Source organism: Sphingobacterium micropteri (assembly GCF_014692515.1).
GTDB lineage: Bacteria > Bacteroidota > Bacteroidia > Sphingobacteriales > Sphingobacteriaceae > Sphingobacterium > Sphingobacterium micropteri.
This window is the reverse complement of record NZ_JACOIK010000001.1, coordinates 416,625-438,221: the sequence shown is the minus strand read 5'-3', so window position 1 is coordinate 438,221 and position 21,597 is coordinate 416,625. Positions and strand designations below refer to the sequence as shown.

16 protein-coding genes are annotated in these 21,597 nt (G+C 42.1%); 8 read left to right on the top strand and 8 right to left on the bottom strand.

All coding sequences use genetic code 11. The features are described 5' to 3' along the window. Positions 1-92: 92 nt before the first annotated feature. On the top strand, positions 93-1,652 hold the full coding sequence (locus tag H8B06_RS01865) for a protein adenylyltransferase SelO (protein ID WP_190992568.1): 1,560 nt from the start codon (positions 93-95) through the stop codon (positions 1,650-1,652). A 58-nt stretch (positions 1,653-1,710) separates the two neighbouring features. Here H8B06_RS01865 and H8B06_RS01860 read toward each other — a convergent pair whose 3' ends face one another. After that, on the bottom strand, positions 1,711-2,667 hold the full coding sequence (locus H8B06_RS01860; RefSeq protein WP_190992567.1) for a TolB family protein: 957 nt from the start codon (positions 2,665-2,667) through the stop codon (positions 1,711-1,713). Positions 2,668-2,947: 280 nt separating this feature from the next. Here H8B06_RS01860 and H8B06_RS01855 point away from each other — a divergent pair, with 280 nt between their 5' ends. From H8B06_RS01855 to H8B06_RS01845, 3 genes are all read left to right on the top strand, one after another. Beyond that, a complete protein-coding gene (locus H8B06_RS01855; RefSeq protein ID WP_190992566.1) occupies positions 2,948-3,517 on the top strand; it encodes a Crp/Fnr family transcriptional regulator in 570 nt (189 codons plus the stop codon). A gap of 87 nt (positions 3,518-3,604) precedes the next feature. Continuing rightward, positions 3,605-4,678 carry an NAD(P)H-dependent flavin oxidoreductase gene (locus H8B06_RS01850; RefSeq protein WP_190992565.1) on the top strand — a complete coding sequence of 358 codons (1,074 nt, stop codon included), beginning with the start codon at positions 3,605-3,607 and terminating at the stop codon, positions 4,676-4,678. Between the two features lie 318 nt (positions 4,679-4,996). Beyond that, the gene (locus H8B06_RS01845) at positions 4,997-5,269 is read left to right on the top strand and encodes a hypothetical protein (protein WP_190992564.1); all 273 of its coding nucleotides are present in this window, start codon (positions 4,997-4,999) and stop codon (positions 5,267-5,269) included. A gap of 79 nt (positions 5,270-5,348) precedes the next feature. On the opposite strand, the gene H8B06_RS01840 is transcribed toward H8B06_RS01845, so the two are convergent. The 6 genes from H8B06_RS01840 to H8B06_RS01815 all read right to left on the bottom strand — a co-directional run bounded on the left by H8B06_RS01840 (position 5,349) and on the right by H8B06_RS01815 (position 14,800). Next, complete coding sequence (locus H8B06_RS01840; RefSeq protein WP_190992563.1) at positions 5,349-6,362, bottom strand: hypothetical protein; 1,014 nt, start codon at positions 6,360-6,362, stop codon at positions 5,349-5,351. A gap of 38 nt (positions 6,363-6,400) precedes the next feature. Further along, positions 6,401-7,579 (bottom strand): IPT/TIG domain-containing protein, encoded by a 1,179-nt coding sequence (locus tag H8B06_RS01835; RefSeq protein WP_190992562.1) that lies wholly within the window; start codon positions 7,577-7,579, stop codon positions 6,401-6,403. A 34-nt stretch (positions 7,580-7,613) separates the two neighbouring features. Next, positions 7,614-9,290, bottom strand: a complete 1,677-nt coding sequence (locus H8B06_RS01830; RefSeq protein ID WP_190992561.1) for a RagB/SusD family nutrient uptake outer membrane protein — start codon at positions 9,288-9,290, stop codon at positions 7,614-7,616. Positions 9,291-9,303: 13 nt separating this feature from the next. Continuing rightward, on the bottom strand, positions 9,304-12,765 hold the full coding sequence (locus H8B06_RS01825; protein WP_190992560.1) for a TonB-dependent receptor: 3,462 nt from the start codon (positions 12,763-12,765) through the stop codon (positions 9,304-9,306). A gap of 214 nt (positions 12,766-12,979) precedes the next feature. Beyond that, positions 12,980-14,149: a FecR family protein gene (locus H8B06_RS01820; RefSeq protein WP_190992559.1), complete on the bottom strand. Its 1,170-nt coding sequence runs from the start codon at positions 14,147-14,149 to the stop codon at positions 12,980-12,982. Positions 14,150-14,236: 87 nt separating this feature from the next. Beyond that, a complete protein-coding gene (locus H8B06_RS01815; protein WP_190992558.1) occupies positions 14,237-14,800 on the bottom strand; it encodes an RNA polymerase sigma-70 factor in 564 nt (187 codons plus the stop codon). 228 nt (positions 14,801-15,028) lie between these two features. Here H8B06_RS01815 and H8B06_RS01810 point away from each other — a divergent pair, with 228 nt between their 5' ends. From H8B06_RS01810 to H8B06_RS01800, 3 genes are read left to right on the top strand one after another with little or no spacing between them, the layout of a single operon-like run. Further along, positions 15,029-16,027 (top strand): hypothetical protein, encoded by a 999-nt coding sequence (locus tag H8B06_RS01810; RefSeq protein WP_190992557.1) that lies wholly within the window; start codon positions 15,029-15,031, stop codon positions 16,025-16,027. Positions 16,028-16,058: 31 nt separating this feature from the next. Further along, positions 16,059-18,398 carry an alpha-L-rhamnosidase-related protein gene (locus tag H8B06_RS01805; protein ID WP_190992556.1) on the top strand — a complete coding sequence of 780 codons (2,340 nt, stop codon included), beginning with the start codon at positions 16,059-16,061 and terminating at the stop codon, positions 18,396-18,398. Positions 18,399-18,444: 46 nt separating this feature from the next. Then, complete coding sequence (locus H8B06_RS01800) at positions 18,445-19,497, top strand: hypothetical protein (protein WP_190992555.1); 1,053 nt, start codon at positions 18,445-18,447, stop codon at positions 19,495-19,497. Positions 19,498-19,521: 24 nt separating this feature from the next. On the opposite strand, the gene H8B06_RS01795 is transcribed toward H8B06_RS01800, so the two are convergent. Beyond that, positions 19,522-21,159 carry an ABC-F family ATP-binding cassette domain-containing protein gene (locus H8B06_RS01795; RefSeq protein WP_190992554.1) on the bottom strand — a complete coding sequence of 546 codons (1,638 nt, stop codon included), beginning with the start codon at positions 21,157-21,159 and terminating at the stop codon, positions 19,522-19,524. A 157-nt stretch (positions 21,160-21,316) separates the two neighbouring features. Here H8B06_RS01795 and H8B06_RS20550 point away from each other — a divergent pair, with 157 nt between their 5' ends. Beyond that, the gene (locus H8B06_RS20550; RefSeq protein WP_223857411.1) at positions 21,317-21,595 is read left to right on the top strand and encodes a Crp/Fnr family transcriptional regulator; all 279 of its coding nucleotides are present in this window, start codon (positions 21,317-21,319) and stop codon (positions 21,593-21,595) included. Positions 21,596-21,597: the final 2 nt, after the last annotated feature.

Below are 21,597 nucleotides of genomic sequence, written 5' to 3'. Positions count from 1 at the left end.
TTTGTTGGAACTGCTTGAAAAGAATGACGATGTGAACCAGGCGTATCAATAAATGGCATATCTTTGGCTGTGATTAGTTAAGGCAGTACGATATGGAAAATTTAAGTTCTAAGCGATTCAAAAGGAATTTTGTGGATACGTTCCCAGGGGATGACAGCGGTAATCTGTATCCCCGCCAGACGCCAGGAGTTTTATATAGCAAGGCAGTACCTACAGCTGTACGGAAACCCGAACTTATCGGATGGTCCGCCGAGCTAGCAGATAGCTTGGGCATCGCGAAACCTAATCCAGACGACATACAAATTCTAGGCGGCAATCTCATCACCCCGACGATGTACCCCTATGCAGCCTGCTATGCGGGCCATCAATTTGGCAACTGGGCAGGACAGCTTGGTGACGGTCGAGCGATCACGCTAGGCGAATGGGAGAACCCGCACGGAAATACTTGGGAGCTGCAGTTGAAGGGCGCCGGACCTACTGCTTATTCGCGGAGAGCCGATGGTCGGGCGGTTTTACGTTCATCGGTACGCGAATACCTGATGAGTGAAGCGATGCATCACCTCGGTATCCCTACTACGCGGGCATTAGCACTTGTTACAACGGGCGACATGGTGACGCGCGACATGTTTTACGATGGGCGTGCTGCGGATGAGCCTGGCGCCATTGTTATGCGTACAGCACCAAGCTTTTTACGTTTCGGTAATTTTGAAATGCTTGCCGCCAGGAACGAGATCGATAACCTCATGCAGCTGGTGAACTGGACAATCGAACGCTTTTATCCGCATATAGAAGGTGACGAAAAGGTACTCCACTGGTTTGGAGAAGTCGTGGAACGTACAGCAACCATGATCGTTGAGTGGCTGCGGGTAGGTTTTGTACATGGGGTGATGAACACCGATAATATGTCTGTGCTTGGTCTAACAATCGACTATGGGCCTTTTTCTTTTCTAGACAACTACGACCCGGATTTCACACCGAATACCACCGACTTGCCGGGCAAACGATATGCTTTCGGTAAGCAAGCGAATGTAGCTTACTGGAATCTAAGCCGCCTGGCGAATGCTTTAGTACCGCTGATTTCTGACACCGGGCAATTAGAAAGCCGACTGAGAAGATATGAAGAATTTTATTGGAGTAAGTACTACGCGATGATGGCAAATAAGCTGGGTATGGACGGTATAAACAACGATGATGACGTAAAGCTCGTGGGCGAATTCGAGAATGTATTGGCAGCTATCCAACCGGATATGACAATATTTTATCAGCTGTTGATTGATCTACCAACAGAACTGGCCACAGAGGAAGACATGCTTAACTTCTTTCGGAGCAGTCTCTATCGCGATCCTGAACCAACGGATGTCACCCAACTTTACACGCTCATCACGAGCTACCAAACGCGTTTAAGAGCGAACACCTGCACAAGGGAGGACAGCTTACTGCGGATGCGAAAAGCCAATCCTAGATTTATCTTAAGGAATTACCTGCTTCATATGACCATAGAAGAATTAGAAAGAAGCGAAAGCAACCTTTTTTTAAAATTACAGCAGGCTCTTAAAGATCCGTATTCAAAAAGCCACGATGAATTCTTTACGATACGCCCGGGTTGGGCCACACAACAGGCTGGCTGCTCGATGTTGTCCTGTAGCTCATAACAGCGGAGGTAATATGTCTGCAACCAAAAGGTTAAGAGTCTTTCCGGGCTCGAATGGATTATCGCCATAACATCTGATTCGATGCTGTCTCCACATTTTTTGAATTGTTCCGACGAATCTCGAAGACACCGTTCCCAGGTTTTTTTCCTACTTTGTACTTGTTCCCATCCGCAGGAATAATATTAAGGTCCCATGTACCGGGATGAAAAGTGTGCGGATAATAATCGGCTGCCACCAAGAGGTAGCGTCCATCTGGCGAAAAAACTGCTTCTCGTTCTTCACGGTCGCTTTCCGTCACCTGTACTAGATCTGTTCCGTCGGCATTCATTAAGTAGATGTGCTTATCGATACGGAGCGATATTTTGCTTCCATCGGCACTTGCATGGATATTACCCCAGTTCGAATAGTTTAATTCCTTAACAGGCGTTATCGATGTATATGGAGGATCACTTCTAAGTATAAACGCTTCAAACGTAAATAGGATGCTATTATTTGACGACCATATCACCTCGTCGCCAAGTGTAAGTTTGGTATTATTTACCATAGGCAAGTGATGCTTTACTTGACCTTCTGTATCAATAATAAAGATACCATGCTCAAAATCGGGCTGTATTAGGATTAGGGACTTATCCGGAGATAGCAAACCGCTGATTTGGCGGTCTTCGCCGTTTGGGCTATCATAAACAAACTCTTTAACTACACTGTTGTCGGCTGTATTGATGAGTTTAAACTTAATTTCGTCGAATTCTCCGGCAACAATTTCCGACTCAAGCCTGATGCTTCCATCCCAACTGACATCCCACCCGTTAAGGGAATACGTGTTTCGGTCGAAATATATACTTCGCACCTTGGTGCTCAGATCTAGTTTGTAGGTCTGTTCTCCTGAATCATATAACAATATGCCGCTGAATTCGTCATCTACTGGGAGCTCTGCGGAACCATCATTCTTTGAACATCCCGTCATATTAAAAAAAAGTGCCACTGATAATAGAACCAACATATTGACATTTTTCATAACAAATATATTTTACGTTTAAAATTCTCCACCTTCCATCTCTGACCAATGTATTGATAATACAAAGTAATATAGATAAAAGGTTTATGACAATAACGCAAAACCAGTATTTTATCACTTCGCCGTCAACTACGGTGAGCGGTAAATTGTGTCACTGTACGTAGGCGCTAAGTACATGGAGGTCGGGCTATGTGCATGTACAAAATGGGAGTTTCGTGCTTCACAATAAAAGTTTCTTGTTACCTTTATTACTATAATTAAGAAACCCGCGTTGTCCTCCATGAATGATATTTTAAAAACTCAGTTCCGAAAAATCATCGACATTACCGATGATGAATTCGATTACATATTGAGTCATTTCAGTTACAAAAAATTTAAGAAACATCAATTTTTGGTACAAGACGGGCAGAATGTCGATTTTGACTATTTTGTACTTTCTGGTTGCGTAAAATCTTATTATAGTGACGAGAATGGGAAAATCCACATTTTACTCTTCGGCGTTCAGGATTGGTGGATTACCGACTATGAGGCTTACTATTATCAAAAAAAAGCAATCGTGAATATTGACTGTTTAGAAGACACCGAAGTATTGTGTTTGAGCAATGATAATAGGGAAAAGTTGTGCAGCGAATTTCACCAGATAGAAAGCTTTTTCAGAAAGAAGACCAATCGCCGAAACGTTGCTTTACAAAATCGAATTCTCTCTTTGCTAAGCAGTAGTGCCAAGGAACGTTATGAAAAATTCTTACAGGAGTATCCCATGCTCGTCCAGAAGTTGCCCAAGCATATTTTAGCGTCGTATCTAGGGGTTACGCGCGAAACGCTTAGTCGTCTATATGCTACAAAATAAATTGACGTACATCACACTTTATTTGTGAGGTACATCCTTTCCACGTTGGTCTGAGAATTTGAATTTTGTGTTGTACAAATGAACACTATGTGGACAGACACAAAATTCACAAGATTAACGGGAATTGACATCCCTATAATACAGGGACCTTTCGGGGGAAAACTATCAGCTGTTGAATTGACATCGTTGGTTTCAAATGCCGGAGGACTGGGTTCGTACGGCTGTCAGCCATTTTTTGCAAATGAAATAGTTGATTTATCAAACGAAATTCGTAAATCGACAAGTAAGCCATTCAACTTAAACCTCTGGATTAAAGACAAGGATGACAATATCGAAGATTTTGACAATGTCGCTTTCCAGAAAGTGGTGGAGCTGTTTCAACCCTACTTTGATGAAGTCGGTGTGGAAGCACCTACATTTCCGCTGCCGGAAAGCCCTACTTTCGACAACCAAATAGAAGCAATTTTTGAAGCTAAACCTGCTGTTTTTAGCTTTGTTTATGGAATTCCATCTGAAGATATCTTAGAAAAACTACGTCGTCTGAATATCATCACTATCGGTACAGCAACAACGTTAGATGAAGCGATTGCAATTGAAAACGCTGGTGTTGACGCGGTTGTGGCTACAGGCTTTGATGCCGGTGGTCACCGGGTATCGTTTCTGGAGAATGCCGAAGATAGTTTGGTAGGAACGCTATCCTTAGTCCCCCAGGTGGCAGACGCCGTTAAAATCCCCGTCATTGCTGCCGGAGGGATTGCGGATGCAAGAGGTGTAAAAGCAGCATTTGCTTTAGGAGCAGATGCGGTACAGATAGGAACAGCCTTTTTAGCAACCAAACAGTCAGGAACGAGCGATGTTCACCGTGAAAAGTTGTTTTCAAAAGACGCACGCTATACAACTTTGACAAAAGTGTTTACCGGTAGATTGTCAAGGGGTATTAAAAATAGGCTAACAGAAGAATTAACGGCATTTCAAAACTCTTTTGCGCCGTATCCCTTACAGGGACAGATCGTCGGTAAGCTAGGGTCCTATCCTACCAACACAGAAGCAAACCCTGAGCTGAGATCTTTTTGGGCTGGGCAGGCGGCACCGCTTTTAAAATATCATTATGCGCAAGATCTGATTGAAAGCCTTATAGACGGAATGAATACTGCGGATTAGTGTGATTCAATATAAGCGCAAGATAACTGGTTTTCTGCTGTTTTTTTGATTTTTGACTAGTTTCATGTTGTGTTGTTAGCGCAATTTAGCTAAGTTTGATTTCTATGATAGCTGCTTACTTTCAGTCTTTGGGCTTCTTCGATCGGGAAAGAAATCACCCAGATTGCTGAACTTTTTGAATATAGCATGACAATATTTTATCAGCTGCTAATAGACCTACCCAGCGAACTGAACTCACAGCAAGACATGCTTAACTTCTTTAAGAGTAGTCTCTACGGCGATCCTGAGCCAACGGACATCACGAAACTCTACTCGCTCATGACGAGCTACCAAACTCGCTTAAAAGTGAACACCTGCACAAGGGAGGATAGCTTACTGCGGATGCGAAAAGCCAATCCTAGGTTTATTTTAAGGAATTACCTGCTTCATATGGCCATAGAAGAATTACAAAGAGGCGAAAACAACCTCTTTGTAAAATTACAGCAGGCTCTTAAAGATCCGTATTCAAAAAGCCACGATGAATTCTTTGGGATGCGCCCGGATTGGGCCACACACCAGGCGGGCTGCTCGATGTTGTCCTGTAGCTCATAATGAATTATCTTCACAACAGCTGATTCGATGCTGCTTCTACGTTTTTTGAATATCTCTGACGAATTTATCGGATCCTTAATTACCGATACTTTACATTGAAAGAATTGATCTGAACGGCCGCATTATAAGTTCCAGGAATTTCCCAGCCAATATTTGAAGCCCCAATATATAGTTCTTCCCAACGGGTATGGATAAGATATTTTCGTTGTTGGGCAAGCGCAAAAGCTTTTTTTATCACCGGCAACACGTCATAGTCAACTCGCATGTTTTTTCCGATCTCGGTTTTTCCCTGTTGCCCCATAATATCTCGCATATCAGGCATATATATAAACGCTCCTGTATTTTGTTCTTTACCGCCATCTTCAGCAGCGTACAATGGTGCAAAGTCAAACCTCTTATCGTAAAGATTTAATCCGAACCAGATATACCGACCAAAATCCGGTGACGACAAATTCCTGTTCTGAACCGTGATGAACCACTGGAACTGTGCAGTATGTAAGCCAGGATCCGTAGATCCCGTCGGCATTTTATCTTCGGCTTTCAACACGTTAAAATCAACGGCCATACGTATTTCCTGTTTATCGGAAACTTTAAGTATCTCTTGCTCAGTAAGCCCATACTCCAGTAACATGGTGGGCCAAGGCTCGTTTGCTTTACGTGGATTGCTGGCTATACCATTCTTACCATATTCAGAGACCGTGTTTAAATCCAAAATGATAACTCCTGTTTGGGTGTTGACGTTGATTCTGTTCCCATCTTCCGTTTTGTATTCATGGGTTGATCCTGATCCGGTATAATTAGAACGAAGTATATCGTTGTTCATGCAATTCCACTGTGCAATGAGCCAAACCGGCGTCCCCGTGGCAACCTCATTATAATTCAAATACCCCTGTACCTGCCCGTTGGACTCATCTGTCGAACCTACCTTGAAGCCTCGCAGATATTTCGAATCCGTAAATAAATCTTCATATTCCTTCTGCTCTTCTTCCGGCGGCACCACCTCTTCATCCTTATCAAAAGAGGGCTCTTGCGTTGAACAGGCGTAGCTGCATAACAATAGCAATGTGTACAAAGAAGCTTTCCAATATTTCATAACTATCTCGTAAGTTTTATCAAAAATGTTCATCCTAATTATTTAAGTAATAACGAGAAGTTATCGTAATCACTATGATCTCCCAGCCCCCATACACCGGCGTACCCACCTGTGTAACGTGCAGACGGATCAGAAACAGTTTTATCAAACAAAACATTTCCGGCGGTGTTGCTCACTTTAAACTGGAATGTTCCTGGCGTATCTGAATACACCTCTATTTGATAGGTCTGTGCTCCAGGTAGCGGAGCCATTTCAGAAAAGAATACGCCCGGCCAGTTAACCCCACCATCTGCTGTTGCCAAGAACTGGATTATGCCATCCCCGTTCATACGCAGCACGTAATACCGATCGTTGTCTTGTGCATTGAACATAATACCGGCAAATACCGATCCTGCCGCCACGCGTATCCTATAATCCATAGACAATCTAAACGTATTGCCGTCTCCGCTAATCATCTCTGCACCGTTTGCACGGTAAAAGGCTACGCCGTTAGATCGGGAATTAAAACGTCCATCCTGAATCTGAAACTCACCGTTGGCGACAGCCCAACCTGTTCCTAAATCTTCCTGTATACCATCCTTATTGATCCAGGAACTGTTTACTCTATTGAAATTATCACGGTAGATAATACCAACCTCAAATTTGGAAGCTGCTGATTTTGCTCCATTGCTTTCGATCACAAGATCCACTTCGCCATCCGGAAGCCCTTGTGGTAACTCCACCGTAATATTATATTCGTCTTCCTTAATGATGTTAGCCGCTACCATACCAAAGTATACTTTGTTATTTGTTTTGGCAAAATTGGCGCCTTTTATAGTAACTTCCGTTCCAGCTAAACCGTAATTTGGCGAGATTGAAAATATAACTGGTAAAGATTGATCTATAGTGAATGTCTGCGTTGAAGTAGCGATCTCATTTACGCCTACCCGAACTTTTAATGGTCCGGTGACAACGCCGCTATCCGGTACCATGACTTGAATTTCGTTTTCACTGAAGGAGACGATCCGACCTGGAATATTGTCAGCGAATAGAACTACATTTGTGTTGATAGGCTTGAAATTCTTTCCTTTGATGGTGATGATATCTCTCACCTTGCCTTGCTCGGGGGAGATGGACAATATTTCTATACCTCTTTTCGGTTCATTGTCGTACGCATCTTTGCAAGCATGTGCCAAGATCGAAATGAGGATGATAGCTGATATATATAGTTTATTCATTTGTTTATTTTTAATTCATCTAAAAACCTTTCTGTTATCTGGATTGGTATCCGGGGTTTTGTACCAAATTGTGGTTTAACAAAACGTCGTTTATCGGTATGGGAAACCAGATTTTGTAAGGAGCTTTGTCCCAATTTTCCTGCATAATAGGTACGATGACATTCCACCGGGATTTGTTTTCTCCTTTTCCGTCTGACAATCCCGCTATGGCAGATTCCATCCTGCCAAAACGTATGAGGTCCGTCCGGCGCTGTGCTTCGAAGCATAATTCCCGCGAACGTTCTTCCAGCAGTTCGGTCACAAAGTTTGATCGTCTGTATCGTGAGTCCAGATAAGAAACCTGTGGAGCTGTATTCCCCATGTTTTCGCGTGCGACTCTTCTTCTGACTTCGGTAAGTCTACTTCTAGCCGCAGCTTCATCGCCCGTGAAATACTCGGCCTCCGCATTTAGTAATAGGATATCGGCGAAGCGCAATATCGGATAGTTTCCTTCGGTAAGCGCAACATTGATGTTTTTTATGCTTGGATCTTTGTAACGGAATTTCGTAATACAATAATTTTCGTCCTCAGGGGTAGCCGGTAGAGGCATAAAATATTTCACACCATCTATAAATTCAAAAGTATTCGCCCGATCAACCAACATACCTCCTAAGTTATGCGCTCTTCGCGGATCATTAGCATCGTACAGGTTATAGTACATCTCTGCCGTAGGCCGATAATAACCGTATCCACCTCCCGTAATGTTTGTTGCGCCCACAGGTATTAAATAGAATAGCCACGCACCGTAATCATTGCTTGACACTTGTGCGGATGTTGACTCCCCTGTAAAAAGACATTCTTCATACTGGGCGCTCTCCGTGGTTTCTCTAAAAAGGTAGTCGTAATGTGGCGTGAGTTTATAGGCGCTGTTATCGATAATATCTTGTGATACGACTTTGCTCTTTGTGTACAAATCGGTCGAATTGACCCAGTCAAAACTGTTTAGTTCAAAATTTAGGCTTTTACCGACATCATTCATTTTTGAACTGGCGAGGTAGTTGTATGATTTTACCAGAAAACCCGCTGCAGACCATTTGTTCGCTCTCCCCGGAATTGTTGCTCTATGAGGAAGCACATCATAAGCATATTGAAGGTCATCCAATACTTGTGTAAACACCTCTTGTAGACTATTTCGTGGCGCCATGGGATCTTGTACCGAAGTGGTGTAGACAGGAGCACCGCCATAGAGTATACCTGCATAATAGTAAAAGAAGCCTCGGAGAAAGCGAGCTTCGCCTTTAATTTCTTCCTTTCTGGCATCTGTCATATCGACGGCATCGATATGATCCAACAGGTAATTTACCCTATTAATCCCTTTGAACAGAAAGCTCCAACTGAATTTGAAAAGCTCATGCTGTTCGGTAAAGGCTGCTGTAGGAATAGCTCCAAACAGCGGATCAGCGAGTCCGTCTCGCATAATAGTTTCGTCCGTACCTCCGTCAAGCAATGCTTGCATTCCCGAATTGAATGAAGCTCTTCCCCATTCGCCCTGAGCGACAGCCGCGACGACGGTGTTGTAACAGCCTGTAAGAGCTAGCTCGGCGTCACTGGCCGTTTTATAGAAATTGTCTACCACAGTATTGGAATATGGGGTCGTATCCAGAAACTTACCGCAACCGCAAAATAGAATTGTTACAGAAAGCAAAATACAATATAAATAACTAGTTTTCATATACTTACTTTATTTAGAAAGTTAGGTTTACACCAAAAATTATGGAACGTGTACGCGGATAAGATATCCTATCAAATCCGGGCAGTAACGCGTTGTTCGAATCTATTTCCGGATCAAAACCAGAATAACTCGTCCACGTATACAGGTTGTCTGCGGTCGCATATATTTTGAGATTGGATACATTGCCCATTCCAGCACGTTTCAACAAGTCGTTCGGAATCGTGTATCCCAAAGACAGGGTTTTCAACCGCAAAAAAGAAGCATCCTCTACATAATAGCTAGAGGTTTTCATAGACGTTGTATTTTTGGTATCGAGACTGAAGGTTCCGTATTCGTCTGTCGGATTCTCTGTCGTCCATCTGTTATCCCAAAAATCTTTTGACAAATTTAACCAGGCCAAAGGAGTTCCTCCTTCTAAACGGAAACGTGATTCGTTGAAAATTTGATTTCCGTACGACCCGTTTAAAAAGATGGATAGTTCAACGCCCTTATATCGGAATGTATTATTGATACCACCAAAAAATTTAGGATTGCTACGGCTAATGATCGTTTGGTCTTCCTCATCAACAACATTATCTGCGCTACCATTCAAGTTTTTAAATTTAAATGAACCGGGTTTCACATTCGTTCCTTGTACACTCACAACCCCATCTTTTAACGTAAAGCTTCGATCATCAAAGGGAATAGTAGGATCGCTGTTGTTCTGCCAGGTAAACTCATCCAATTGATATACACCATCAAAAACATACCCGTACGCCGTTCCTATCGGATGCCCAATCATAACACGCCCTACGTTAGTAATCCAACCTCCACCGATATTGACGGGAATAAAATCTACGCCACCTAAATCTCTCACCGTATTCCTATTGGTACTTATGTTAAAGTTTGTAGACCACTCGAAATTGCTGTTTCTAACGTTTACCGTCGACAATTGTACCTCTATACCTTCATTGTCTATACGCCCCATGTTTTTCCACTGGGAGGAAAAGCCTGATTGGGAAGGCACCGGCGCAGGCATGAGCATATCGTTTGTTATCTTCCGGTAGGCATCAATAGTTAGCTGTATCCGATTATTGAATATACCTAAATCAAGACCGGCATTGTACTGATCGGTGGCTTCCCATTTCAAATCCGGATTGGCCATGGTCGATGGCGAAAGCCCAAGTGTACCGTTGTAATAGCTGTTTTCCATATTCGCCATATACTGATGTGAAGGGATACGTTCGTTGCCGGTGCGTCCATAACTCAGTCTCAATTTTAAATCGCTTAGAAAATCTACATTTTGCAGGAATTTTTCCTCGGACAGCCGCCATGCAGCTGCTGCAGAAGGGAAATAGCCATAGCGATTAGCCTTTCCGAATTTGTCCGAACCATCTGCCCGTAGACTCACCGTAAAAAGATAACGACCGTACAGATCATAATTGATCCTGGAAAGGTAAGAAACGCGATTATTGACATCCCGAAATGAATATAGGCTATTCAGGACTGATCCCTTAGATATGTTGTACGGTCCGTTGTTTTCATCGAGATAGTTGCCATTGTCTACGCCAAACGATTCGTAATTGTAATGGTTTAACTCAAAGACGGCAATGGCGTCTAATTTGCTCCACCCAAAATCTTTTTTGTACGTCAACTGATTGGTATTGGCAATATTGTAAGCCCTACTTTCTGAAACTATTGCCCTTCCGTTGTTGCCGGCTCCCCATTCCGTATTTTTACCATAGAATTCGTCGCCTTTAGAGCTGGAAAGTATACCACCTAAGGACGTGTTAAACGTTAATCCTTCCATAATTTTATAATCCGCATATGCGTTCATATTAGCACGGATGATGGACGTACTTTTAATGGCATCTTCCAACATGGATATGGGTGATACGTACACGCCTGTATTGTCCCAAGAGGGGACAAATACTTCGACAGGGCGTGATGTGACCAAGCTCTGTACTACGCCGTTGAACGTCCCTCCTTCTCCACCACTCTGGCTGGCACCGTTGAATTTCGAGAATGACGTATTGAAGTTTGTGCCCACTTTGAGTCTTTCTGTAGACTGGTGATCTAGTTTTAGACGGGAGGTAACTCGCTGGTAATTGTTGTTGATTATAATCCCTTGATATTTTGTATACCCTACGCTTCCAGAATATTGCGTTTTTTCGTTACCTCCATCCAGCGAAAGGTTATGGTTATGCGATATGGCTGTACGTAACATCTCATCTTGCCAGTCATGGCTAGGTAAGGCGTAGGGATCTAGAGGAGAATCAAGTTCATTGTAGGCTCCGTCACTATTCGAATCGGAATAAAACAGGGGTGAATTTGGATCGATTATCTTTCGATAATCGATAAAGTCGGAAGCTCCTAGTACATTGATTCTTTTGGAGACTACACCAAGATTGACATTTCCATCGTAATTGATCCGGCTTCTTCCGGATCTACCACTCCTGGTTGTGACTAAGATAACACCATTAGCGCCTCTGGAGCCGTAGATCGCCGTTGCCGAAGCATCTTTTAATACTTCTATCGATTCAATATCTGCGGGATTAATGCTTGCCAAAGGATCTAATTGGCTACCGTTACCCATTTTTGCCGAAGCGATCTCATTGACATTGACATCCATTTGAATACCATCTATAACATATAATGGCTGTGAAGATCCATATACCGAAGTAGCACCACGGATAGATATGCGGGAATTGGCACCAAGCTCTCCCGATTGGGAAGATATCTGTACACCTGCCATCCGTCCTTGCATGGCATTGACTAATGAAACTGGTTGGGATTGCATGATTTCCTCCGATTTTATGCCCGTTACCGCGCCAGTTAGGTCTTTCTTATTCACCGTTCCGTAACCTACAACCATGATTTCTTCCATATTTTGCACATCTTCCATAAGTGTGACTTCGATATGATTGCGGTTTGCTGTTTTAACCGTTTGGCTGATGAAGCCTGTATAAGAGATCTGCAGATCCGTTCCGTCCGGGACGGTAATGGAAAAAGTCCCCTTGGCATCTGTTACAGTTCCTATATAGCCGTCTTTTTGTATCACGGAAGCACCTACAAGCACTTTTCCTGCCTGATCCCTTACCACGCCGGTTATGACCTGTTGGATCAAGGAAGGATCTTGTATGGTGTGGTTCTGGTCTATGTTATGCGCATTGGATGGTCTATTGACAATCGATGCTATCTCTTTTTTGTTGAGTACAATGACTTTGTCTTGTATTTCATAGCCATAAGGCTGGTTTTTGAAAAGCAATTCCAATGTGCGTTGCAGGCTTTCGTTCTGTACATTGATATCTACAGATTCTAAGACAACATCGCGTTTATTATAGAAAAATTTTAGGCCTGTTTGCTGTTCTATTTTTTTAATTACCGATCCAAGCGTCGCCCTACGCTCGCTAAGTGTAACCCGCTGACCATATACATTGGCAGAGAGTTGTACGGAAAAAAATGTTAATAATATAAGCGTTAATTTCAATCGCATAAGATTTTGTCTATGTTGTAAAAACAACAAGCTCGATAATAATTTTAAATGCATACTTTTGTATGGTTTGGTTTACAAATGAATACTGTTTACACAAAAAAGTCTAGTTTGTTTGTCCAAATTTCGGCTGGAAATGTCGCGAGCATTTCCGGCTTTTTGGTCTATACTAGGTAATACAACTGTCAAGGATCTTTTATTTCTATCATATGTATATCTATTTTTTATGTTTTACGACTAGATTCTTTTCACTCCTTAGTTCAAAATTGACACCTGCAACCTTCAAAAGATGTAAAGCCTGCCCAAGTGTTACATCTCGAGGTATGTAACCTGAAAAAAGATCATTTGACCCCGCTATTTCATACGTGACGTCGATGTCGTACCACCTTGCAAACTCGTCCATGACGGCATGGATGTCATCGTCGTTAAAATAGAAAAATCCTTGTTTCCATGCGGTAAACCCTTCCACATCAACCTGGTTTTCCTTAATACCTGAATGATCAACTATAGCTTGCCTACCCGCAGTCAATCTTACTTTATCAGGCTTTTGTTTGCTTAAAGCATCCAGCTTCTGTACGGTCACAACACCTTCCGTAACTGTTGTCACGACGCCTTTTTTTGCCACATAGCTATTGATATTGAATTTTGTGCCTAATACTTCTACTAGTTGCTGATCCAATTTCACAAAGAAAGGAATACGCGATCCGTCCTTTGACGTCTGTTTGTTAATTTCAAAATATGCTTCTCCGCGGAGCAATTCAACCGTACGGGGCGATCCGTTGAATTCGGAAGGAAACCGTATGGAGGAAGATGCGTTTAACCACACTTTGGAACCATCGGACAACTTCAATTGATATCGTCCTCCTTTAGGTGTAGATAAAATAGCGTATTGGGTGCTATTTTTATCGTTCTTGTCATAAAGCTTGGTACCGTCTAGGTATTGTACGTCGCCATCGATGATTAGTTGCGATTGTTCCTGATCTAGTTCAATTGCTCTTCCATCAGCAAAAGTGAGATTCGCTTTATTATCGGCGGGAGATATATCGTTAAGGCTGAGAGCATGTTTCGTCTCTACGTTTGGTGCTACCATCGTGTAATAACAAACCCCTATCAAAAAGAAAAATGCCACCGTTGCCGCTACTGCCCTAAAATTATTGAACCGGTAGCGAATACGATGATGTGGAGAGGGTATATCTACCCTTTCCTTGACTTTTGCCAAAATTCTGTCCTTTAACTCGTATTCACTTTCAGAAAAAGAATCAGGAATATCTATAGTGTCGTCATCAAAACTATTATACCATGCGGAAAGCTCCATTTTTTCCGCTTCGTTGATGGTGCCAGCTAACCATTTATTGGCCAATTCTTGATATCGATTCGTTGAGTTCATAGTATCGCTTTAATAATAGGTGTGTTGTACCCACTACTTCCCTTAGTGGTGATTCATATTTTTTTGAAAGAAAGTTTTAGCTTTATTCTACAATAAAGTTGTCAGGAAGCTGCTCAGTTTTATTCTGAGTATTCGGAATGCTTTTCCCAGATGCGCTTCTACTGTTTTTTCGGAGAGGTTTAGTTTTTCGGCTATTTGTTTTTGAGTACAGCCTTCTTCACGACTGAGTCGGAAAACCAATTGACATTTTTCTGGCAGACGTTGTACATATTTGGCCAACTCATCCTGTAGTTCCTTAAAGTCAAGCAGCTGCTGCGTAGAATTGTCGAATTGTTCTTTTGTAAGAATATAATCACGATATTTCCTTTTTTGAAAATACCTGTTCAACGTTTGAAATACCCGATATTTTACAGAGACCGCCAAGTAACTTGAGAGCTCCAGTCTAATCTGCAAATCGGTCTTTCTATTCCATAAAGAGATAAAAATATCCTGAACGATTTCCTCTGCATCTTCCAAACTATCTACCCTGTTTGATGCAATCGTAAAAAGCTTCTTCCAATAGCGATTGTAAATCTCGGTAAAGGCACTTTCGTCTCCTTGCCTCAACAAATCTATGAGCTCGTTGTCTGTAAAATCTGGGTAAGAATGCATAAGTTTAAAAAGGCTAACTCGCTCGAGTTATCAAGCATAGCAACAAAAGTAAAGTTTCTTTTTCATCTTTCTGTCATGGACTGTCATGGTAAAAGATATTTTACGTAAAATAAATAAAAAAAATTGGAGTAAGGGATTTATACGTTTTATCATACCTATAATATAACAGTTCAAAGCTATAGTCATTTGATAAGATCAATGATAATGGAAATTAAACACGGCTTTACAATGATAAAACAAGAAAAGAATTACAGGATTTTAGGTGCTTATGCGATTTTTCTTTCGATGACCAGCTGTTCGCAAAATGCACATACCGGCCAACATGGGCAACAAGTGTATGATACCATTTCTATATTAGAAGATCGTTTTTTTCAAAAAGGGATAGCATTAGTTGGTTCGAACACCAGCGAGCTGGTAGAAGGCAAATTTATCTACCCCTTCGGAAAGTTGCAAAACGATACTACGGCAGCATGGAGATTAGCAGAATGGGGGTCAAAAAAATTATTGAAGGAAGCGCCTAGGTTAGCTAACGGAGAAGTAATCTATGAAAATGAGCTAAAGAAAATAGCTTTTTCTGAAGACACCTGTGTGATGACTGTTAAGATGTTCTTAAATGCCGGAAGTGAATATAGCAAAATAAGGATGGACGGAGAATATTGGCCACATCTTCTATTGGAACAGAGATTCCAGCGCCCTAGACCGCTAACTAATGCCAGACATCTCTTCGTAAAAATGGATATGGACCTAATAGCTGTCGAATTGAAAACAGCAAAAGAAGATTTAAATCCGCAACTGCATACTGCTCAATTTCAACTATTCCTTACCCTTCAAAATAATAACCCTGATGCTGAAGGCTATAAAGATTTCCTCTGGTTCGGACTTCCTTTCTATGACTATCGATATAAAGATGTCGAAATTTATCAGGCGGCCGATGTAGGAAAAGATGATGCATCCCAAAAATTTATTTACATGGTAGGGAGTAAAGATATCCTAGGAGGATCGCTTCATGACGGCAAGCCTTTATCCATAAATAAAGACATCTTACCTGATTTATTGACGGCGTTTGAGCAAGCAAAGAACAAGGGGTATCTCAAAGATAGCCGATGGGAGGATATGGAGCTTACAAGCATGAATATTGGCTGGGAAAATCCGGGTTCTATTGATGCTGGAGTGGAATTCAAGAATTTTGATATCTATATGCTTGCTGAGAAGCTATCTACGGAGTAATACCGAGAAAAGCCATTTTAAAAAAATAAAAATGACAAGAAAGATTTTGTTTGTGTATCTATGGGTGTCTTTTGCTATTATACACAAGGCCGATGCCCTAAATTGGACAGCACATTGGATCGCTCCAAGCTCGTCTTCTTCTCTAGATTACGGGGTTCATCTGTTCCGAAAGAAAATCAATATTCCGCGTGCACCGGATCATTTCGTTATCCACCTATCTGCAGATCAGCGCTATGTACTTTTCGTCAATAACCACTGCGTTAACCGCGGACCGGCGGCAGGCTCGCCATTACGGTGGAATTATGATACAGTGGATATCGCTCCTTATCTTCAAGTAGGAGAAAATGTTATTACGGCACAAGTAGTAAACTATGGCAAATGGACACCAGGTGCACAAATGACATTATCCACAGGGCTCGTTATACAGGGTGACGGTGAAGCAGAACAGGTAGTCAATACGGACAAGAGCTGGAAAACGAAAAAAAATAAAGCATATGAACCTTCTTTAGAACACATGGCGGTAATTGATATCGAACCGGCAGACCAAATCTATGGCACACTTTTTCCTTGGGGATGGCAGCAGGTTGATTATGACGATTCCCATTGGGAGGAAGCGGCCGTTCAAGAAAGAGGGATGAACTATGGCAAGGGGACAGAATATATTCGTGCGCTACAACCTCGCAACATTCCTTTACCGGAATTGAAAGCAGAAAAACCCATGCATGTTCGACGAGCATCAGGGATTACGATGAATGGCCTTTTTTTAGAAAAAGGGGCAATCACCATTCCTTCATTTGCAAAAGCCAGTCTGCTATTGGATCAGACATACATCACAAATGCCTTTATAGAAGTTATGCTAAGCGGCGGCAAGCAAGGGAGTTTATCCATTGCTTATGCGGAGGCATTGTACGATACGGAGGGGAATAAAGGAAATAGAAATGAAATCGAGGGGAAGAAACTACTTGGGGTTAAAGATATTATTTACCCTGATGGAGGTAAGCACAGGTCCTATAGTCCGTTGAATTTTAAGACATTCAGATATATCCAGCTAGATATAGAGACAAAAGAGCAACCCTTGATAATTGAACAGCTTGACTGTACATTTGTCGGATACCCTTTTCAAGAGCTCGGCCGATTCGAAAGCAGCAATCCGATATTGTCCACGATTTGGAAAACGGGATGGCGCACAGCAAGGTTATGCGCGGTAGATCTCTATTACGACTGCCCATACTACGAGCGTATGCAATATACCGGAGATACCCGCATTCAATCCCTGATATCACTTTATGTAAGTGGGGATGAACGTTTAATGCGCAAAGCTATTACCGACCTAGCGTCTTCTTTAGTCCCTGAAGGCATCTTACAAAGCCGTTATCCAGCACAAAGAATACAGATTATTCCACCATTTTCGCTGTACTGGATCAATATGTTGCATGATTATTGGATGCACAGGCCGGATGAAAACTTTGTAAAGGAGTATTTACCGATTGCTCAACAAATCATACGTTGGTATACCGAACGTGTCGATCCTGCTACGGGCATGCTTGGACCAATGTCCCACTGGAACTTTGTCGATTGGCCAAACGAATGGCCTTGGTCTGCACAGCGGCCTTCCGGCGGTGTTCCTCCGGGGGGAATAGAAGGAGGTTCTTCTATTATTAGTCTTCAGTTTGCCTATACCTTAAAAGATGCTATTGATTTGATGTCCTACTTCGGTGAAAATGCGAAAGCAAAGGAATATCGGTTACTTCATAATAAGATAAACCATGCTGTTTTAACGCAGTGCTATGATCCGCATCGTCAATTGCTGGCAGACGATATTAAAAGGAGCAGCTATAGTCAGCATGCCAACATCATGGGAATACTAGCAGATGCAATCCCTAAAAAAGAGCAAGCCGATGTCTTGTTAAGATTAGATTCGGATACTTCTCTCATACAAGCAACACTATTTTACCGCTTCTATCTTATAAGGGCAATGAAAAAAGCAGGTTTAGCCAATAGATATGTAGATCAATTACAATTATGGAAAGACATGTTAGACCTAGGATTGACGACTTTTGCGGAACGTCCGGAACCTTCCAGATCCGACTGCCATGCCTGGAGTGCTAGCCCTAATTATGATTTTTTGGCTACCATATGCGGTGTAGAACCTGATTCACCGGGATTCAAAACCGTAAAAATAAGCCCAAACCTCGGAAGTTTAGAATTTATTGAAGCTGAAATCCCTCATCCATCAGGTATTATAGAACTATATCTAAAAAAAGAGATAGACAAGCTATCTGGAGAAATTACGCTCCCAAATGGGGTTTCGGGAACATATGTATATAAGGGCAAATCAATCAAGTTAACTGCTGGAACAAACAAAATATAAACCACATACTCCCGCATAAGGAGATCCATTAACTAATTGTATTCATATGAGAACAAAAAAGAACCTTAAACGCTATTTTTACAGACTTTCAAAAATAGCTTTGCTTGCTGGCATCGTTTTGCTCGGTTTCAGTAGTTGTAACAAAGCGGACGATAGACAAGAAGAATTTAGCAATGAGCTATCAAAAAGCGATGGGACATCGGAGAGTCTTCTTGCCTTAACAACTCCCCTATCCTTGTTGACCGATCAAAATTTCCAACATGGATTCCATGTACTCCATCCATCCACGGGCGTGGTACAGGGATCAATATTATATGCTGGAGGAGGTTCGTCTCCCAAATGGAATTTGTCTCAGTGGTATAGTAACTCCTCCTTATATGGTGCAACACCGACTCTCCTATCGTCCGGTTCATACCGCTTTGCCGATTCAAATAAAGCGATTACTATAGGGCCAGCGTCTTCTACAGATAGGGATATTATTTTTGCCATCAATGGTCAAAATGAGTTTGGTGATACCTATAGAACATCGTCTCAACCGTTTCCTCATTTGATTATCGATCAAAGGATTGCAGATCCCGACGGTTGGTTAGGCAGCGCAACACCATTTATTGGAGCGTTGGATAGCCTCAATTTCCAGATTGATGCCTATCTGGACTACCATGCAAGAAACCAAAAAGCAGGATATAATTCTGCTATCCATGCCTTACAGTTCAGCTGCGTTTTCCTTGTCCAGAATCTCAATCCCAGCAGTGCTGGCTATGGCAAGTCTATGTATTTCTTAATTATGCTATTTGATGACCGGTATAGCTTGCCGGGGTTCTCTATAAACGAAGATATATTTAGTGGTCAGCTTATTTACGATGTAGGCCTAGCATCCTTTAGTACCACCGGTCTGGTACAGGGGCAATGGAAGACCGTGAAAGGAGATATTTTATCCCAGATCAAGCAAGGGCTGGACGAAGCTTGGAGCAGAGGTTATCTCCTTGAATCCCAATCGTACAACGATTACAAGGTCTCTCTTTTTACCATGGGTTTTGAATGTACCGGGCTCAATATTGGCACGATGAAAACCCGTAACTTAAGTTTGATCGCCTATTAATAAACTTATTCTTGGACAAAATCTCTATCCCACCCTTTCTATATCATTAAGGTTACCCATTTTCTTATATTCCAAGAAGCCTTTGATATCTTCGAAGTGCTCTCTTACGCGCTTGTTGCCAAACTCGAAAACTTTCGTTGCCAATCCATCGAGGAAGTCTCTATCGTGCGACACCAAAATCAGCGTACCATCAAATTCTTGCAGGGCATCTTTAATGATATCTTTGGTTTTCATGTCCAAGTGATTGGTAGGTTCATCAAGGATGAGCACATTCACGGGCTCTAACAATAGCTTGATCATAGCCAGACGTGTTTTTTCTCCTCCGGAGAGTACTTTCACCTTTTTGGTAGTATCATCGCCGCTAAACATGAATGCGCCTAGGAGATCTTTGATTTTGACACGTACATCACCTACGGCAATTTGGTCGATGGTTTCGAACACGGTAAGTTCTTCATCCAGCAACGATGCCTGATTTTGTGCAAAATACCCGATTTGGGCGTTATGTCCCACTTTTAGAGAGCCTTCGTAATCAATTTCACCCATGATCGCTTTAATCATGGTTGATTTACCCTCTCCATTTCTACCGACGAAAGCTACTTTCTCTCCACGTTCGATGACCATTGAGGCTTTTTCAAACACGACATGTTCTCCATAGGCTTTAGTAAGTTCTTCAACGATGACAGGATATTGTCCCGAACGGGGTGACGGCGGGAATTTTAGTCGTAGCGCGGAGGTATCTACCTCGTCCACTTCGATAATATCCAGTTTGTCCAACATCTTAACGCGGGACTGCACCTGCAATGTTTTGGAATAAGTGCCTTTAAAACGATCTATAAATTCTTGCGTATCGGCAATAAAACGTTGTTGTTCTTCGTAAGCCTTCAGTTGGTGCTGGCGTCGTTCTTGACGCAACTGCAGGTAGTGAGAGTATTTTGCTCTATAGTCGTAGATACGTCCCATCGTGACCTCGATCGTGCGGTTCGTGATATTATCAACAAATGCACGGTCATGGGAGATAACGATAACAGCTTTGGCCGAATTGACCAGAAAATCCTCTAACCACTCAATACTTTCTATATCCATGTGGTTGGTAGGCTCATCAAGAAGTATTAAATCGGGCTTTTTCAACAGAATTTTTGCGAGTTCGATACGCATGCGCCATCCACCTGAAAACTCAGCAGTCTGACGATTAAAATCCGTTCGTTCAAATCCCAAGCCTTTTAATACTTTTTCAACTTCTGCATCATAGTTGGTCTCTTCGATGGAATAGAACTTTTCGCTTAGTTCGGAAACCTGCTCGATTAACTTCATGTACCCGTCCGATTCATAATCGGTACGGATGTTCAGTTGTTCGTTAAGCGCTTCAAGTTCGTCACGCATTCGGTAGACTTCATCAAAAGCTTTAGAGGTCTCCTCAAAAACCGTCATATTATCCTTCGTCAACAGGTGTTGGGGAAGATAAGCGATTACCGCTTCCTTCGGTCCACTGATATGGCCGGTAGTGGGTTTCCCTACGCCGGCAATGATTTTTAATAGGGTGGATTTTCCTGCACCATTCTTTCCCATCAGGGCAATCTTGTCATTTTCATTGATGGAAAACGACACATCACTGAAAAGGGTTGTTCCGCCAAAGGATACGGAGATATTATTTACGTCTATCACGATATGCGTCTTTTAAAAACAGCCGCAAAGATACAGCAATATAATGGAGGATGCATATAAAGATTGTGAAAACACATTGCGATTAGATTCTGTTGCTTTACAATAAAAGTTTCTTGTTACCTTTATTACTATAATTAAGAAAACCACGTTGTCCTCCATGAATCAGATCTTAAAAAATCAGTTCCGGAAAATCATCGACATTACCGATGATGAATTCGATTACATATCGGGCCACTTCACTTACCAAAAATTGAAGAAACATCAATTTTTGGTACAAGACGGGCAGAATGTCGATTATGATTATTTTGTACTTTCGGGTTGCGTAAAATCTTACTACAGTGACGAAAATGGGAAAATTCACATTTTACTCTTCGGCGTTCAGGATTGGTGGATTACTGACTATGAGGCTTATTATTATCAAAAAAAGCAATCGTGAAT

Excerpts from the sequence above, each read along its gene's own strand:
- H8B06_RS01865 (WP_190992568.1), top strand. The coding sequence starts at position 93 with ATGGAAAATTTAAGTTCTAAGCGATTCAAAAGGAATTTTGTGGATACG.
- H8B06_RS01860 (WP_190992567.1), bottom strand. The coding sequence starts at position 2,667 with ATGAAAAATGTCAATATGTTGGTTCTATTATCAGTGGCACTTTTTTTT.
- H8B06_RS01855 (WP_190992566.1), top strand. The coding sequence starts at position 2,948 with ATGAATGATATTTTAAAAACTCAGTTCCGAAAAATCATCGACATTACC.
- H8B06_RS01850 (WP_190992565.1), top strand. The coding sequence starts at position 3,605 with ATGTGGACAGACACAAAATTCACAAGATTAACGGGAATTGACATCCCT.
- H8B06_RS01845 (WP_190992564.1), top strand. The coding sequence starts at position 4,997 with ATGACGAGCTACCAAACTCGCTTAAAAGTGAACACCTGCACAAGGGAG.
- H8B06_RS01840 (WP_190992563.1), bottom strand. The coding sequence starts at position 6,362 with ATGAAATATTGGAAAGCTTCTTTGTACACATTGCTATTGTTATGCAGC.
- H8B06_RS01835 (WP_190992562.1), bottom strand. The coding sequence starts at position 7,579 with ATGAATAAACTATATATATCAGCTATCATCCTCATTTCGATCTTGGCA.
- H8B06_RS01830 (WP_190992561.1), bottom strand. The coding sequence starts at position 9,290 with ATGAAAACTAGTTATTTATATTGTATTTTGCTTTCTGTAACAATTCTA.
- H8B06_RS01825 (WP_190992560.1), bottom strand. The coding sequence starts at position 12,765 with ATGCGATTGAAATTAACGCTTATATTATTAACATTTTTTTCCGTACAA.
- H8B06_RS01820 (WP_190992559.1), bottom strand. The coding sequence starts at position 14,149 with ATGAACTCAACGAATCGATATCAAGAATTGGCCAATAAATGGTTAGCT.
- H8B06_RS01815 (WP_190992558.1), bottom strand. The coding sequence starts at position 14,800 with ATGCATTCTTACCCAGATTTTACAGACAACGAGCTCATAGATTTGTTG.
- H8B06_RS01810 (WP_190992557.1), top strand. The coding sequence starts at position 15,029 with ATGATAAAACAAGAAAAGAATTACAGGATTTTAGGTGCTTATGCGATT.
- H8B06_RS01805 (WP_190992556.1), top strand. The coding sequence starts at position 16,059 with ATGACAAGAAAGATTTTGTTTGTGTATCTATGGGTGTCTTTTGCTATT.
- H8B06_RS01800 (WP_190992555.1), top strand. The coding sequence starts at position 18,445 with ATGAGAACAAAAAAGAACCTTAAACGCTATTTTTACAGACTTTCAAAA.
- H8B06_RS20550 (WP_223857411.1), top strand. The coding sequence starts at position 21,317 with ATGAATCAGATCTTAAAAAATCAGTTCCGGAAAATCATCGACATTACC.